This is a genomic window from Streptomyces tauricus (assembly GCF_014650955.1).
Taxonomy (GTDB): domain Bacteria; phylum Actinomycetota; class Actinomycetes; order Streptomycetales; family Streptomycetaceae; genus Streptomyces; species Streptomyces tauricus.
In genome coordinates this window covers 19,747-36,060 of record NZ_BMVY01000026.1, presented here as the reverse complement: position 1 = coordinate 36,060, position 16,314 = coordinate 19,747, and the positions used below count along the sequence as shown (strand labels likewise).

Annotated in this window: 13 protein-coding genes; 6 read left to right on the top strand and 7 right to left on the bottom strand. The window is 70.8% G+C overall.

Annotation, left to right across the window (positions count from 1 at the left end; translation table 11 throughout):
• The first annotated feature begins 131 nt into the window (after positions 1-131).
• From IE278_RS30280 to IE278_RS30270, 3 genes are all read left to right on the top strand, one after another.
• Positions 132-800 carry a thioredoxin-like domain-containing protein gene (locus tag IE278_RS30280; protein WP_189776530.1) on the top strand — a complete coding sequence of 223 codons (669 nt, stop codon included), beginning with the start codon at positions 132-134 and terminating at the stop codon, positions 798-800.
• Complete coding sequence (locus IE278_RS30275) at positions 797-1,429, top strand: DUF305 domain-containing protein (protein WP_246570848.1); 633 nt, start codon at positions 797-799, stop codon at positions 1,427-1,429. Before IE278_RS30280 ends, IE278_RS30275 begins: the two co-directional genes overlap by 4 nt.
• Before the next feature lie 196 nt (positions 1,430-1,625).
• Entirely contained in the window at positions 1,626-3,566 is a 1,941-nt protein-coding gene (locus IE278_RS30270) for a S53 family peptidase (RefSeq protein WP_189776528.1), read from the top strand.
• A gap of 30 nt (positions 3,567-3,596) precedes the next feature.
• Here the strand turns inward: IE278_RS30270 and IE278_RS30265 are convergent, their stop codons facing one another.
• The 7 genes from IE278_RS30265 to IE278_RS30235 all read right to left on the bottom strand — a co-directional run bounded on the left by IE278_RS30265 (position 3,597) and on the right by IE278_RS30235 (position 12,919).
• Positions 3,597-4,523, bottom strand: coding sequence for an alpha/beta fold hydrolase (locus IE278_RS30265; protein WP_189776526.1), 927 nt, complete (start codon positions 4,521-4,523; stop codon positions 3,597-3,599).
• Positions 4,520-5,230 (bottom strand): DUF998 domain-containing protein, encoded by a 711-nt coding sequence (locus IE278_RS30260; protein WP_189776524.1) that lies wholly within the window; start codon positions 5,228-5,230, stop codon positions 4,520-4,522. The genes IE278_RS30265 and IE278_RS30260 overlap by 4 nt, the downstream gene beginning before the upstream one ends.
• Before the next feature lie 379 nt (positions 5,231-5,609).
• Positions 5,610-7,364 carry an NAD+ synthase gene (locus IE278_RS30255; RefSeq protein WP_189776522.1) on the bottom strand — a complete coding sequence of 585 codons (1,755 nt, stop codon included), beginning with the start codon at positions 7,362-7,364 and terminating at the stop codon, positions 5,610-5,612.
• A 542-nt stretch (positions 7,365-7,906) separates the two neighbouring features.
• Complete coding sequence (locus tag IE278_RS30250; protein ID WP_189776520.1) at positions 7,907-9,127, bottom strand: MFS transporter; 1,221 nt, start codon at positions 9,125-9,127, stop codon at positions 7,907-7,909.
• Between the two features lie 88 nt (positions 9,128-9,215).
• Positions 9,216-10,253, bottom strand: coding sequence for an endonuclease/exonuclease/phosphatase family protein (locus IE278_RS30245; RefSeq protein WP_189776518.1), 1,038 nt, complete (start codon positions 10,251-10,253; stop codon positions 9,216-9,218).
• 174 nt (positions 10,254-10,427) lie between these two features.
• Entirely contained in the window at positions 10,428-11,078 is a 651-nt protein-coding gene (locus IE278_RS30240; protein WP_246570845.1) for a TetR/AcrR family transcriptional regulator, read from the bottom strand.
• Between the two features lie 266 nt (positions 11,079-11,344).
• The gene (locus tag IE278_RS30235) at positions 11,345-12,919 is read right to left on the bottom strand and encodes an MFS transporter (RefSeq protein WP_189776516.1); all 1,575 of its coding nucleotides are present in this window, start codon (positions 12,917-12,919) and stop codon (positions 11,345-11,347) included.
• Between the two features lie 225 nt (positions 12,920-13,144).
• Here IE278_RS30235 and panB point away from each other — a divergent pair, with 225 nt between their 5' ends.
• The 3 genes from panB to IE278_RS30220 all read left to right on the top strand — a co-directional run bounded on the left by panB (position 13,145) and on the right by IE278_RS30220 (position 16,304).
• Positions 13,145-14,011, top strand: coding sequence for a 3-methyl-2-oxobutanoate hydroxymethyltransferase (panB, locus tag IE278_RS30230; protein ID WP_189776514.1), 867 nt, complete (start codon positions 13,145-13,147; stop codon positions 14,009-14,011).
• 401 nt (positions 14,012-14,412) lie between these two features.
• Entirely contained in the window at positions 14,413-15,477 is a 1,065-nt protein-coding gene (locus IE278_RS30225; RefSeq protein ID WP_189776512.1) for an ATP-binding cassette domain-containing protein, read from the top strand.
• Entirely contained in the window at positions 15,474-16,304 is an 831-nt protein-coding gene (locus IE278_RS30220) for an ABC transporter permease (protein ID WP_189776504.1), read from the top strand. The genes IE278_RS30225 and IE278_RS30220 overlap by 4 nt, the downstream gene beginning before the upstream one ends.
• The last annotated feature ends 10 nt before the right edge of the window (positions 16,305-16,314 follow it).

The window sequence follows — 16,314 nt, the reverse complement described above, 5'->3', positions numbered from 1 at the left end:
GCGCCCGGCCCATTTGGCCAATCCCATGGACTGCCCGCGCCAATCCCCCGGGCTCCCCACCTGGAACCCCTCCTCCCCCACTACGATCAGCACACCACTCCACTGCCCCTTTCCCCCAGAAGGACCACCCCATGGGCTCCGCCAAGAAGACAGACACCACGTCGCGCAAAGCGCGGATAGAGGAGATGCGGCGCGCCGAGCAGTCCCGCGAGCGCCGTAACCGGGTTCTCACGATCGCCGCCAGCGTGATCGTCGTCGCCGGTCTCGTCGCCGGTGGCGCGTTCCTGATCAACTCGCAGTCCGACGACAAGGACAGCGCGGCGAGCGACTCGAAGTCCGCTTCGGGGAAGTTCGTCACGGGCAAGGACGGCGTGAAGAAGTGGAGCACCAAGCTCACGCAGAACCACGTCACCAAGGACGTGGACTACCCGATGGAGCCCCCGGTCGGCGGTGACCACAACCAGGTCTGGATGAACTGCAACGGCGACGTCTACGAAGACGCGATCAAGAACGAGAACGCCGTGCACTCGCTGGAGCACGGCGCGGTCTGGGTGACGTACAACAGCAAGGCGTCCGACGCCGACGTGAAGGCGCTCGCCGAGAAGGTCAAGAAGACGCCGTACTCGCTGATGAGCCCCGTCGAGGACCAGAAGGACCCGATCATGCTCTCCGCGTGGGGTCACCAGCGGACGGTCAAGGGTGCGAGCGACCCGGACGTCGGCACCTTCTTCGAGACGTACGTCCAGGGCAAGCAGACGCCCGAGCCGGGCGCGGCCTGCACCAACGGTCTGTCGAAGTGAGCAGGACGAAGTCCGCGGGCTGGATAGCGGGAGCCGCCGCGGCCGTTCTCGTGGCGGCCGGGGCGATCACGTACGCGGTCGCCGACGGGGACGACTCCGGGATGAGGCCGCCGGCGGCGGACTCGGCGGACGCGGGCTTCGCCCGTGACATGTCGGTGCACCACCAGCAGGCCGTCGAGATGTCGTACATCGTGCGCGACCTCACCGACGACGAGGAGGTGCGCCGTCTCGCGTACGACATCGCGCAGACCCAGGCCAACCAGCGCGGCATGATGCTCGGCTGGCTGGACCTGTGGGAGCTGCCCAAGGTGTCAGCCGACGAGCCCATGGAGTGGATGGGCATGGCCGGCATGGGGACCGGCGAGGACGGCGCGCTGATGCCGGGCATGGCGACCAACACGGAGATGGACGCGCTGCGCAAGCTGACCGGCAAGGCGGCGGAAGTCCGCTATCTGCAGCTCATGTACGCCCACCACGTGGGCGGTGTGCACATGGCCAAGGGGTGTGTGGAGCGCTGCCAGGTGGGTGTGGAGCGGCGGCTCGCGCAGGGCATGGTGCAGGCCCAGGAGTCCGAGATGAAGCTGATCTCCGACCTGTTGAAGCAGCGCGGCGCCAAGCCGCTGCACTGACGCTTTCCGGCCTTGGGGCGCGACCCGGTCGATGTCGGCCACGACCCATCGCGTGGCGTATCGGGCAGGGCACCCCAAATCCCCCTCTCATACGGTTCCTTGGGTTGATTTTGGGCCAGCCATGTCCCGGCCATTCCCCTGGCATGAACGGTTCATCGCAAGAGTGACCCCCATCCAGTGATCCTTTGGGGGTTCCATGAGATCCAATCGCGCCGCGGTGCGCGCCGGTGTGAGCATGGCGGCGACCCTGCCGCTGCTCGCCGGCGCGCTGGCCCTGGGCATACCCGCGGCCCACGCCTCCGACGGTCCGGCCGGCCGTGACACGCTCCAGGGCACCAAGCCCCTGTGGGCCACGGCCGGGGCGGACAAGGGGGCCACGGCGGACAGTTCCCGGGTCACGGCCCGGGTCTACCTCGCCGGACGGGACGCGGCGGGCCTGAGCGCCTACGCCACCGCCGTCTCCGACCCGTCGTCGGCCTCGTACGGGAAGTACCTCACCGCGCGGCAGGCCCAGGCCCGTTTCGGCGCGAGTGAGGCGCAGGTCGCCGCGGTGACCGCCTGGCTGAAGTCGGCGGGGCTGACCGTGACCGGCACGAGCACGCACTACGTGTCGGTGACCGGTGAAGTGGCGGACGCGGAGAAGGCGTTCGGCACGCAGTTGCACAACTACGCCAAGGGCAAGAAGACCTACCGGGCGCCGTCGAAGGCCGCCTCCGCGCCCGCCGGGCTGAACGGCGCCGTCCTCACCGTGACCGGCCTGGACAACGCCCCGCACAAGGCGGACCACTCCGACACGCTGCCGCCGCCGGACGCCGTGTTCCACAACGCCGGGCCGTTCTCGTCGTACTACGGCTCCAAGACCGCGACGACGCTGCCCGGCGCGTACGGCACGAAGGTGCCGTACGCCGTGAAGGGGTACACCGGCAAGCAGTTGCGGGCCGCGTACGGGGCCGGGAAGGCGACCGGCAAGGGCGTGACCGTGGCGATCACGGACGCCTACGCCTCGCCGACGATCGCGGCCGACGCCGCCACGTACGCGCGTAAGCACGGTGACGCGGCGTACCGCGGCGGCCAGTTGACGCAGGTGCTGCCCGGTGAGTACACGCGGACCGAGGAGTGCGGGGCGGCGGGCTGGTACGGCGAGGAGACCCTCGACGTCGAGGCCGTGCACGCGGTCGCGCCCGCCTCGGACATCGTCTACGTGGGCGCCGCGTCCTGCTACGACGACGACCTGCTCGACTCCCTCGGCAGAATCGTCGACGGCCACCTCGCCGACATCGTCTCCAACTCCTGGGGCGACATCGAGGCCAACCAGACGCCGGACCTCGCCGCCGCCTACGACCAGGTGTTCCAGCTGGGCGCCATCGAGGGCATCGGCTTCTACTTCTCGTCCGGCGACAACGGCGACGAGGTCGCCAACACCGGTACGAAGCAGGTCGACACGCCCGCCAACTCGGCGTGGGTGACGGCGGTCGGCGGCACCTCGCTCGCCGTCGGCAAGGGCGACACGTACAAGTGGGAGACGGGCTGGGGCACGCTCAAGGCCACGCTGTCCGACGACGGGAAGAGCTGGACGGACTTCCCGGGCGCGTACACCTCGGGCGCGGGCGGCGGGACGAGCGCGACGGTGAAGCAGCCGTTCTACCAGCGCGGTGTCGTGCCGTCGCGGCTGGCGAAGGCGAACGGCGGGCAGGCCATGCGTACGGTTCCCGACATCGCCGCGATCGCCGACCCCAACACCGGGTTCCTGGTCGGGCAGACGCAGACCTTCCCGGACGGGACGCAGGGGTACGACGAGTACCGCATCGGCGGCACCTCGCTCGCCTCGCCGGTCGTCGCGGGCATCCAGGCGCTCGCCCAGCAGGCGCGCGGCGGGCACGCCATCGGGTTCGCCAACCCGGCGATCTACGACCGCTACGACACGAAGCTGTACCACGACGTCACGGACCGCCCCACGGGCCGCGATCTCGCGGTCGCGCGCGTCGACTTCGTCAACGCCTTCGACGCGTCGGAGGGCCTGTTGACCTCGGTCCGCAGCCTCGGCAAGGACAGCAGCCTGAAGGCCGTGCGGGGGTACGACGACGTCACCGGGGTGGGTTCGCCCGCGCCGGGTTACGTGACCTCGTACCGCCGCTGAGTCGGTGAACCGCTGAGCCTGCGTGGCTCCTCATCTCCGGTGCGTCCGCTCCTCTTCCTGGCCGGCGGGGAACGGGCGCACCGGTTCGTCCAGGACCGCCGCCGCCACGTCCTGGGGGCGGTCGAGCATGACGAGGTGACCCGCGGGGGCGGCGACGCGGAAGGTGCCGCCGAGGCCCTCGGCGAGACGTTCCTGCCGGTCGAGCCAGCGTCGCGCACCGCTCTCCCCGTCGGCGTGGGCGGCCAGGACGGTGACGGGTACGTCCGGGAGAGGCCGCTCCCGTAGCCGGTCCAGCTCGACCGCCTGGTCCCGGTAGGTCGCGTTCTCGGCGAGGGCGCCCCGCAGGGAGCGGCTGGTGGAGTAGGCGCGCCGGACGAGGTCGTACGGGGCGGGGTCACCGCGGCCGTTCCGGCTCCGGCGTACGGTCCTGACCGCGGTACGCCGCAGGAGTGGGCCGAGTGCCCGTGGGAGGCCCGCGCCGGCCAGCAGCGAGCCGCACGCGCGCGTGGCGGCGTTCCGGAGGGCGGGGGCGCGGCTCGGGCGTGGTTCCTCCTCGACGCTGGAGTCGACCAGGACGAGTCCGGCCGTCCGCTCCGGGTACAGCCGTGCGAAGGCCTCGCAGTGGAAACCGGCGAGCGAGTGCCCGACCACGGTGACGGGCGTGTGGACACCGGCCGCGTCGAGCACGCGCGCGATGCGCTGCGCCTCGCCGGTGAGCGTGGGCCACGCGTGCGCGGGGGCGGGGCCGGGGCCGCTGAGCCCGAGGCCGGGGCGGTCGAACCGGACGACGGTGCGGTACGGGGTGAGGAGCGGCACCACGAGGTCCCAGTCGAACCAGCACATGCCCAGCCCGCCGCTGAGCAGACAGACGGGCGGGCCGGCGCCGGTACTCGTACTGGTTCCGGTGCCGTCGACTCGGATGTGATGCGGGATCCCGTCGATGCGGACGAAGGTCATGGGCGGACGTCCGCTTCGCGGAGAGGGCGGTGGGCGGGGAGGGGTGCGTCGTGGGTCGGGGCGCGGAGGAGGGAGACGGCGAGTACGCCCAGCCAGATCGCGATGACGCCGACCTGGAGGCGCTGCGCGATGCCGAGGCCCCAGCCGTCGTGGCCCGTCTCCAGGGCGGCGATCGCGGCCAGCGTCCAGGCGGTGGCGGCCAGTTCGAGCGCGAGCAGGGCCGGGCCGTGGCGGACCGTGCGGGTGAGGGTCGCCATGGCGACGAGGATGGCGCACAGGGCGATCGTGCTGCTCACGGTGTGGGCGTCGTGGGCCCAGGGGACCAGGCCCGCGGTCTCCCTCGTAGCGCATTCCGGGTCGGTGGTGGGGGTGCAGCTGAGCGGGAGCCGGGAGTCGACGGCGGTGGCGACACCGAAGAGGAGGAGCGCGGCTGCGCCTGTCCGCGCGACCGGCCCCCTGCGGGGACGCGTCCGCGTCCGCGTCGGGACGGACAGCAGGGTGGCGGCGGCTGCGGCGAGCGCGCCCGCGACCAGGTCCGTCGTGCGGAACAGGGTGGTGTACGGCTGGTCGGTCGCGGCCAGTTCACTCACGTAGGTGCGGGCCGGGTGGAGGGCTGTCGGGAGGACGACCTCCATGACCCACGCGGAGTAGACAAGGGCGGCCAGGCTGAGGAGGACGGCGGTCGCGAACGGACGGGACGTTGTCATTGACGTCCATGGTGGGGCCGAGGGGGCCGCCTCGCACGTCTTTGCCTGCGCGTCGGTGGGGGCTGGTCGCGCAGTTCCCCACGCCCCTCGCGGACGGGGCCGAGGGCGCACGTCGTAGAGCGGCTGCAGGCCGATGAGGGCTGAGCGCGCAGTTCCCCGCGCCCCCCAAAAAAACGGGACCAGAGTGCACGCCGCAGGACGGCTGCAGGCCCATGGCCGCTGAGCGCGCAGTTCCCCGCGCCTCTAAAAGCAGGGCGAGGCGTCTTCAGGGGCGCGGGGGACTGCGCGGCCGGCCCCCACCGGGCCCGCCGTGGACGATGAGCCCGGCATCAGGCAGGCAAGAAAAGGGCGCCCCCTTAAACAAAGGGCGCCCCTTTCCTCACACGCTCTCGCGCCAGAGGCTTGTGATCGGGAGCCGGCGGTCCTTGCCGAACCCCTTCGCCGAGATCTTCGTCCCCGGCGGATACTGCCGCCGCTTGTACTCCGCCGTATCCACCATCCGAAGCGTCTTCGTCACGACCTCACGATCGAACCCCGCGGCCACGATCGCATCGGCCCCCGTGTCCCGGTCGACGTACAGCTCCAGAATCGCGTCCAGCACGGGGTAGTCCGGCAGCGAGTCCGTGTCGACCTGCCCCGGCCGCAACTCCGCACTCGGCGGCTTGGAGATCGAGTTCTCCGGGATCGGCGGAGTCTGCCCCCGCTCGGCGGCGGCCCGGTTGCGCCACTCGGCGAGCCGGAAGACCGACGTCTTGTAGACGTCCTTGATCGGCCCGTACGCCCCCACGGAGTCCCCGTACAGCGTCGAATACCCCACCGCCAGCTCGGACTTGTTGCCCGGCGCCAGCACGATGTGCCCCTCCTGGTTGGACAGGGCCATCAGCATGGTGCCGCGCAGCCGCGACTGCAGGTTCTCCTCGGCGAGCCCGGTGAGCCCCAGCGACCCCATGTACGCGTCGAACATCGGCTCGATCGGCACGGTCCGGAAGTTGAGCCCCGTCCGCCGCGCCAGCTCGGCCGCGTCGCCCCGGGAGTGGTCCGAGGAGTATTTGGACGGCATCGACACGCCGTACACGTTCTGCGCGCCGAGCGCGTCGCAGGCGATCGCGGCGACGAGCGCGGAGTCGATACCGCCCGAGAGCCCGATCAGCACGGAGCGGAAACCGTTCTTCGCCGCGTACGCCCGCAGCCCCACCACGAGCGCGGAGTACACCTCCTCGTCCGCGTCGAGCCGCTCGGCGTACCCGCCGGACAGCTCCGCCTCGTACGGCGGCAACGGCTCGTCGGAGATGACGAGATGGTCGATACGCAGCCCGTCGTCCACGACCCCCGACGGGGCCTCGGCGGCAGCGCCGGGCAGGTCCAGGTCCAGGACGACACACCCCTCCGAGAACTGCGGCGCCCGCGCGACGACCTCCCCGTGCCGGTCGACGACGATCGAGTCACCGTCGAAGACCAGCTCGTCCTGGCCGCCGATCATGGCCAGATAGGCGGTCGTACAGCCGGCCTCCTGCGCGCGCTTGCGCACGAGGTCGAGGCGGGTGTCGTCCTTGTCGCGCTCGTACGGCGAGGCGTTGATGGACAGCAGCAGGCCCGCTCCGGCGGAACGGGTCGCCGGGACGCGCCCGCCGTCCTGCCAGAGGTCCTCGCAGATGGCGAGCGCGACGTCGATGCCGTGCACCCGTACGACCGGCAGGGTGTCGCCGGGTACGAAGTAGCGGAACTCGTCGAAGACGCCGTAGTTCGGCAGGTGGTGCTTGGCGAAGGTGAGGACCACCTCGCCGCGGTGCAGCACCGCCGCGGCGTTCCGCGGGGCGCCGGCCGGCTGGCCGTAGCGGGGCTGGGCCTTCTCGGAGCGGTCGAGGTAGCCGACGACGACCGGCAACTCCCCGAACCCCTCCTCGGCGAGCCGTGCGGCGAGCGCGTGCAGGGCCGCGCGGGACGCCTCCACGAAGGACGACCGCAGGGCGAGGTCCTCGACGGGGTACCCGGTCAGCACCATCTCGGGGAACGCCACGAGGTGCGCTCCCTGCTCGGCGGAGTGCCGGGTCCAGCGGACGACCGCCTCGGCGTTCCCGGCGAGATCGCCGACGGTCGAGTCGATCTGATTCAGAGCGAGACGTAGTTGAGGCACGGGGCCAGTGTAATCGTCAAAGCGACGCGATGGGTGGGGCCACCCCCGGAGGGCGCCCCGGTGGGGGCGCATCGCGGGAGGGTGCGGGCACCTCGGGGCTGGCCGCGCAGTTCCCCGCGCCCCTTGAAGCCGCGCCCGCCCCGCGGAGGCGCCCGGTGGGAGGGTGACCGCCGAGGGGGTGCGGGTCCGCCTTAGCTGGCCGCGCAGTTCCCCCCGCCCCCAAAGACGCGCCCGCTCGCGAGGGCGCCGGGTGGGAGGGTGCCCGTCGGGCACGACGCATCCGCAGACGCCGATGGGCCGCGTCATCCCCCTCGCGGGGCGGCGGAGGACGGGGCGCAGCCCCTCCCTAAGGGGCGCGGGGAACTGCGCAGGTGACCACGACGCATCCGCAGACGCCGACGGGCCGCGTCATCCCCCTCGCGGGGCGGTGGGGGACGGGGCGCAGCCCCTCCCCCCCCCGGAGCGCGGGGAACTGCGCGAGAGGCCGCGGCGCGTCCGCAGGGGTCGACGGGGCGCGCCGTCCCCTGCCGTGGGCGGAGCCGTCAGTGGTGGGCCGGGGTCTCCACCTGGCGCGGGGTGTGCGTCGCCACTATGCGGCCCGAGGGCGTCGTGCCACGGCGGCGGTCCACGGCGTAGGCGAGGGCCGCCACGCCGAGGCCCAGGACCGCCAGGACCGCGCCCGCGAGCGCCGGGGACGTGACGCCGTAACCCGCCGCGAGGGCCAGCCCGCCGATCCACGCGCCGCCGGCGTTCGCGAGGTTGAAGGCCGCCTGGTTGGCGGAGGAGGCCAGGGACGGGGCCGAGGACGCCTTCTCCATGACCATGAGGAGGAGCGGGGAGCTGGTCATGAACGCCGCCGCACCGAGCAGCACCACCGCGAGCGGCGCACTCCACGCCGTGCCCATCATGAGCGGGAAGAGGGCCAGGACCGCCACCAGGGAGACCAGGCCGCCGAACAACGTGCCGCGCATCGAGCGGTCCGCCAGGCGCCCGCCGAGCAGGTTGCCCGCCGTCGCGCCCACGCCGAACAGCGCGAGCAGCAGGGTCACGCTGGAGTCGGCGTACCCGGCGGAGTCCGTCAGCATCGGCGTGATGTAGCTGTACGCCGAGAACAGCGCGCCGAAGCCCGCGACGGTCGTGCCGAGGGCCAGCCAGACCGGGAGCGACTTGAGCGCCGCCAGTTCGCCGCGCAGGCCGGTCGCGGCGGAGTCGTGCTCGGAGGTCCGGGGCAGGAGCAGCGCCAGGGAGGCGATGGCCGCCAGGCCGATCACACTGACGCCGAGGAAGGTGGCGCGCCAGCCGAACTGCTGGCCGATGAGGGTCGCGGCGGGGACGCCCGCGATGTTCGCGATGGTCAGGCCGAGGAACATCAGCGAGACCGCGCGGGCCTTGCGCTCGGCGGAGACCATGCCGGTGGCGACGACGGCGCCCACACCGAAGAACGCGCCGTGGGGCAGACCGCTCAGGAAGCGGGCCGCGAGCAGTGAGGTGTTGTCGGGGGCGAACGCCGAGAGCGTGTTGCCCACGACGAACAGCACCATCAGCCCGATCAGCACCTTGCGCCGGGCCATGCGCGCGGTGACCGCCGCGAGCAGCGGGGCGCCGACGACGACGCCGATCGCGTACGCCGAGACGAGGTGGCCCGCGGTGGGGATCGAGATGTTCAGGTCGTCCGCGACGTCGGGCAGCAGCCCCATCATCACGAACTCGGTGGTGCCGATGCCGAAGGCGCCCACGGCGAGGGCGAGCAGGGCCAGGGGCATGAGGGACCTTTCACAAGGGAGAGCGGTGTTCCGTGCAGTTTATGTTCACCTGCGGAACAAAGCCTCCCAGTCCCAGTATTCCCAGGGGTTACGAGCCGGTTGCCGACAGCTTCACGCGGGCGGCGATCGGAAGATGGTCGCTGCCCGTCTCCGGGAGGGTCCAGGAGGTGACCGGCTCGACGCCCTTGACCATGATCTGGTCGATCCGCGCCATCGGGAACGACGCCGGCCAGCTGAACCCGAAGCCGCTGCCCGCCGCGCCCTGCGCGGAGCGCATCTGCGAGGTGACGCCGTTCAGCGCGCGGTCGTTCATCGTGCCGTTCAGATCACCGAGGAGGGCGATGTCCGGCAGCTTCTCGTCGGCGATGGCCTCGCCCAGCGCGTCGGCGCTCTTGTCGCGCTGCCGCGCGGTGAAACCGGCCTCCATCTTCACCCGAACGGAGGGCAGGTGCGCCACGTACACCGCGAGCTGCCCGTCGGGCGCGGTGACGGTGGCCCGCATCGCGCGGGTCCAGCCGAGCTTGATGTCGACGGGGGCGGCCCCGCTCAGCGGGTACTTGCTCCACAGGCCGACCGTGCCCTGCACGGAGTGGTACTTGTACGTCGACGCGAGGGCCTTCTCGTAGACCGGGACCGCCGAGGTGGTCAGTTCCTCCAGGGCCACCACGTCCGCCTCGGAGGCGGCCACGTCACGGGCCGTGCCCTCCGGGTCGGGGTTGTCCGCGTTGACGTTGTGCGTGGCGACGGTGAGGTCCCCGCCGGAGCCCGTCCTGTCGACGAGCAGCCCGCCGAAGAGGTTGACCCAGATGATCGCGGGCAGCAGCACGGCGATCAGCGCGGTCGCGGACCTGCGGATCAGCGCGAGGACGAGCAGCACCGGGACGGCCAGCCCCAGCCAGGGCAGGAACGTTTCCAGGAGGCTGCCGAGGTTGCCGATCCTGTTCGGGATCTGCGCGTGCAGCGCCATCACCAGGGCGAGCACGAGGGCGAACGCGGCGAGCACGATCCCCCGCCGCCAGATGCCCCGGTCGGTACGGAGCGATGTCAGCAGGCGGTGGAACCGGGTGCCTCTGCGGTCGGGCCCCTGGCCGCCGCTGCCCGTCTCCGTCATGTACGCCTGCGCCATACCGTCGCCTCACCAACTGCCGTTCGCATCATCCCCGCGCCCTAAGACCCTAGGGGATGATCGCCATCGTTCCCGCCGCCGCACGGCGGCCGTACGGGCACAAGGACGACCGGGAGGGCGCGGCGAGTTCCGGCGGCGGGCCAGGTGGGGTGGTCTGTGACGGAACGCGCATATTCACTCGGGGGTGGCAACGGGGGTTGCGGGACCCAGTCCCGTCAGGACCGTGTCGACGATCCGTTCGGACAGCCCCTCCTCAAGGCCCGCGTCCGGACGGATGACCGCGCGGACGAGCATGGGGCCCACGAAGAGGTCGTTGGCCAGTTCGACGTCGACGTCCGCGCGGAACTCGCCGTTCGCCTGGCCGCGCCGCAGGACGTCGAGCGTCATCAGGCGGCGCGGTTCGATGACGGCCGCGTGGTAGACCTTCCACAGCTTGGGGCTGCTCTTCATCTGCGCGTAGACGTTGTGCATGATCGCCGAGGAGCGGGTGACCAGGCCGCGTCGCCGCAGCGATTCGAGTATGACGATCAGGTCGTCGCGCATGGACGTGCCGGGGAGTTGCGGGTCGGGCGGTTCGGCGGTGCGCAGTACGTCGCAGAAGAGTTCTTCGCGGCCGCTCCAGCGACGGTAGATGGTGGCCTTGCCCACACCGGCGATGCGGGCGACTCGCTCTATGGAGATCTCCGCGAGCGGGACGCCCTCCTCCAGGAGGCGCATGACGCCCTCGATGATGGAGCGTTCCACCGCCTCGCTGCGGGGGCGGCCTCTGGCGGCGGCGCCGCGTCCTCGTCCGGCCTTGGCCGGGTCTTGGTCCACGCCGTCCACGAGTTCGCTCCGCTCTCTTGGCTGTTGCTTCTGCCGTTCCGCCGACTGGGCTGATTGTCCCTGGTTGGTTGTGTGCGGGTGTGTCTTGGGGGCGCGCCGTCTGCCCGCGCCCCCTGAAGGCGAAAAGACTGCGCCGTTCCCCGCGCCCCTGAAAGCCACAAGACTGCGCCGTTCCCCGCGCCCTCAAAAGCCGAAAGATTGCGCCGTTCCCCGCCGCCCCTAAAGGCCAAAGGGCTGCGCCGTTCCCCGCGCCCCTTTTCGGTGGCTCAGTGGTCGGTGGTTATTAGTTGCGGTTCTTTTTCTGTCTGGGTGGGGGTGCGGCCCGGGAGGAAGAGGTAGACGACTGCCGCGCCTACGACCGCTACTGCCGCGCCGCACAGGGACGTTACGTGCATGGCGTGGAGGAAGGCGTCGTTGGCCGGGGTGATCAGGGCGTCACCCTTCGGGCCCAGCTTCGCGGCGAAGCCGAGGGTCGCCTCGATGGACTCGCCCGCCTCGTGCCGCGCGGCCGGGGGCAGCTTGTCCTCGATGCCCGAGCGGTACGCGGCGGAGAGGACCGAGCCGAGTACGGCGATGCCGAGCGCGCCGCCGACCTGGCGGAACGTGTTGCTGAGCGCGGAGGCCGAGCCCGCCTTCTCGCGGGGCAGAGCCTGCATGATCACGACGCTGGTCGGCGTCATGATGTGCGCCATTCCCGTGCCCATCAGGAAGAAGATGACTTCCAGGATCCAGATCGGCGTGTCCGCGTCCAGCGCGGCGAACGCGGCCAGCATGGCGGCGATGGTGAGCATGCCGGCGGTCGTGGTGGCCCGGTTGCCGAAGCGGTCCACGACCAGCCGGGCACGCGGCGCGAAGACGAGCTGCGCGACGGCCAGCGGCAGCATCAGCAGACCGGTCTGCAGGGGCGAGTAACCGCGCACGCTCTGCGTGTAGAAGACGGAGAAGAAGGTCACGCCCATCAGCGCGAAGAAGACGAGCGCTATGGCGGAGATCGCGGCGGAGAAGACCTTGTTCTTGAAGTAGTCGATGTCGATCGACGGGTGGTCGCTGCGCTTCTCGTGCACGACGAAGCCGACGAGTACGGCGAGTCCGGCGCCGATGGTCGCGAGGACCTTGACGTCCGTGAAGTCGGCGAGCTGGCCGCCCTTGATGATGCCGTACACCAGCAGGACGAGGCCGATGACGGACAGCACCACGCCCACCGGGTCGATGCGGCCCGGCTTCGGGTCGCGGGAGTCGGGGACGAGCCAGATCATCAGGCCGAGCGCCACGACCACGATCGGCACGTTGATGAGGAAGACGGAACCCCACCAGAAGTGGTCGAGCAGGACCCCTCCGGTGATCGGGCCGATGGCGATGGCGAGGCCGACACCGCCCGCCCAGATGCCGATCGCCTTCGGCTGCTCGTCGCGCTCGAAGACGTTCATGAGGACGGCGAGCGTGGCCGGCATCACGAAGGCGGCCCCGAGGCCCATCACCGCGCGGAACGAGATCAGCTCGACCGGGGAGCCGGAGGAGGCGGCGAGCGCCGAGCCGATCCCGAAGACGAGGAGGCCGCCGAGCAGCACCTTCTTGCGGCCGAGCCGGTCGCCGAGGAGACCGGCGGAGAAGAGCAGGCCCGCGAAGACGAGGGTGTACGAGTTGATGGCCCATTCCAGCTCGCTCTGGGTGGCTCCCAGACCGGTCGGGGCGGGCGTCGAGATGGTCTTGATCGCGACGTTCAGGATCGAGTTGTCGAGAACGACGATCAGCAGGCTCAGCATCAGGACGCCGAGGATCGCCCAGCGTCGTCGGTGCACGGCCTCCGGTATCCGGGGAGCGGTGTCGGCAGGAGTTGTCATACCGAAAAGGCTAGGCGAGATTCGATACGAGACCGTCTCGTATTGGAATCCTTTACCGAGACCTTACGAGCCCTGGAGGTCGGCTTGGGGCCAGGACACCGGGCTCGGCCGCGGAGACGAGGGCCACGGTGACCCCTCTAGCCGTTCTGTGGCACGAGGTGCCACCATGGAGGGGATCCGGAGACGCCGTCAGGGCGCTTCGAGATGACAGAAGGAGCCGTTGCAATGACGCAGTTCTCGGCTGCCCAGAACACCACCGACAGCAGCAACAGGGCGCTGTACGGAGGCAAGGGCACACGCCGTATCACTGTCCGCGACATCACGGTGGCCAAGGAGCGCGGCGAGAAGTGGCCGATGCTCACCGCGTACGACGCGATGACCGCGTCCGTCTTCGACGAGGCCGGCATCCCGGTCATGCTCGTCGGCGACTCCGCGGGCAACTGTCACCTGGGCTACGAGACCACCGTGCCCGTCACCCTCGACGAGATGACCATGCTGTCGGCCGCCGTCGTACGCGGCACCTCGCGCGCCCTCATCGTGGGCGACCTGCCGTTCGGGTCGTACCAGGAGGGGCCCGTGCAGGCGCTGCGGTCGGCCATGCGGCTGGTGAAGGACGCCGGGGTCGGGGCCGTGAAGCTGGAGGGCGGTGAGCGCTCGCACGAGCAGATCAAGCTGCTCGTGGAGTCGGGTATCCCCGTGATGGCGCACATCGGGCTCACGCCGCAGTCCGTGAACTCCATGGGATACCGGGTGCAGGGGCGTGGCGAGGAGGCCGCTCAGCAGTTGCTGCGCGATGCCAAGGCCGTGCAGGACGCGGGGGCGTTCGCGGTGGTACTGGAGCTTGTGCCGGCGGAGTTGGCGGCGGAGGTTACTCGGGTGCTGCACATTCCTACCGTCGGGATCGGGGCGGGGGCCGAGACGGACGCGCAGGTTCTTGTGTGGACCGACATGCTCGGGCTCACGGGGGGCAAGATGCCGCGGTTCGTGAAGCAGTACGCGGATCTTCGGCAGGTCATGGGGTCTGCCGCGAAGGCGTTCGCCGACGATGTCGTGGGCGGAACGTTCCCGCAGGAGGAACACTCCGTCCACTAGCTTCCACTGGCGCCACCAGCGCCACCAGCGCCACCAGCGCCACCAGCGCCACTAGCGCCACTAGATCCACCAAGCCACTGCGGCACGGAGGCAGCCCGCCGATTTCCCCCGTCGGCGGGCTGCCGTTTTTCCCTCGCCCCCGCCGCCCCTACCCATTCCCGTCCCTGCATGGGGGCTCCGCCCCCTCGCCCCCGCTGCGCAGTTCCCCGCGCCCCTAGGCACCTAGGGGCGCGGGGAACTGCGCAGTCTTTTCGTCTTTGGGGGCGCGGGGAACGGCGCAGTCTTTTGGTTTTTTTTGGGGCGCGGGGAACTGCGCAGGTGTTGGGGGCCGCACCCACCCCCGCGCGCGGCTGTCGGTCCGGTGTCGGTGGTTTGTCGGTGGGGGGTGCGACGTTGGGGGCATGACGCGAATCGACAACGAGCCCCGGCATGACGGCCACGGCCGCCCCGACGCCGTGAGCGTACGGGGACTGGTCAAGCACTACGGCGAGACCAAAGCACTGGACGGCGTGGACCTGGACGTGCGCGAGGGCACGGTCCGCGGCGTGCTCGGCCCCAACGGCGCCGGCAAGACGACCCTCGTCCGCATCATGTCCACCCTCCTCGTCCCGGACTCGGGCCACGCCACGGTCGCCGGCTTCGACGTCGTGCGCCAGCCGCGCCGCCTGCGCCGGGTGATAGGCCTCACCGGCCAGTACGCCTCCGTGGACGAGAAGCTCTCCGGGCGCGAGAACCTCTATCTGATCGGGCGGCTCCTCGACCTGACCCGCAAGGACGCCCGCACCCGTGCGGACGAACTCCTGGAGCGCTTCTCGCTCACCGAGGCGAGCAAGCGCCCGGCGAGCACGTACTCCGGAGGCATGCGGCGGCGCCTCGACCTCGCCGCGTCCATGATCGGCAGTCCGACCGTCCTCTTCCTGGACGAGCCGACGACCGGCCTGGACCCCCGTACGCGGAAAGAGGTGTGGGGCGAGGTCAAGCGGATGGTCGGCGACGGTGTCACCGTGCTGCTCACCACGCAGTACATGGAGGAGGCCGAGCAGCTCGCCAACGAGCTGACGGTCATCGACCGCGGCCGGGTCATCGCCAACGGCGGTATCGACGAGCTGAAGGCGAAGGTCGGCGGACGCACCCTGCGCATCCGCCCGGCCGACCCGCTGGAGCTGCGCCCCACGGCCGCCGCGCTGGACGAGTTCGGCCTCACGGGCCCGGGCAACGCCACCGTGGACATCGCCACCGGCACGGTCCTCGTGCCGATCCTCAGCGACGAGCAGCTGACCGCCGTGGTCGGCGCGCTCACCGCCCGCGGCATCACCCTCGCGGGCCTCAGCACCGAACTGCCCAGCCTGGACGAGGTGTTCCTCTCCCTCACCGGCCACCGCGCATCCGAACCGACCGGTCCGGGCGACCCGCGGGACACCCCGGCCGACCGCTCCCACGAGTCCTACGAGGAGGCCGCCGTATGAGCGCCGCCACCGTCATCGACAAACCCGCGGCGCTCGACACCGGCGACGATCCGCACGTCGGCCCGCGCGCCCATCTGCGGCACATCAGCGCCCTGATCCGCCGCAACGTGCTGTGGATCCGCCAGGACCCCGAGTCGATGTTCGACGTCATCCTGATGCCGATCGTCTTCACGCTGCTCTTCGTGTTCGTCTTCGGCGGCGCCATCGCCGGCAAGGGCAACCAGGACGAGTACGTCAACTACGTCGTCCCCGGCCTGATGGCGATGATGGGCATGAACATCGCCATGGGCGTGGGCACCGGTTTCAACCAGGACTTCCAGACGGGGGTCATGGACCGCTTCCGGTCGCTGCCGATCTCCCGCGCCTCGGTCCTGATCGCCAAGATCATGGTCGAGATAGGCCGGCTGCTGCTCGCCACGGCGATCCTGCTCGGGGTCGGCTTCCTGCTCGGTCTGTCCGTGTCGAACGTCCCCGGTCTGTTCGCCGCCATCGGACTGGCCCTGGTCTTCGGCTCGTCCATCATGTGGATCTTTCTGACCATGGGCGTGGTGATGAAGAACGCCCAGGCCATCCAGGGAATGGGGTTCCTCGTGCTGATGCCCCTGCAGTTCGGGTCGTCGATCTTCTCGCCGCCGTCCACCATGCCGGGCTGGCTGCAGACGTTCACCGACTACAACCCGCTGTCGTCCCTCGCGGACGCGGCCCGGGGTCTGATGAACGGCGGCCAGCCGGTCGCCCACGACGTCATGATCACGCTGCTGTGGTCGCTCGTCATCACCGTGGTGATGGCCCCGGTCGCCATCCACAAGTACCGCACCAAGACCTGACACGAGGACC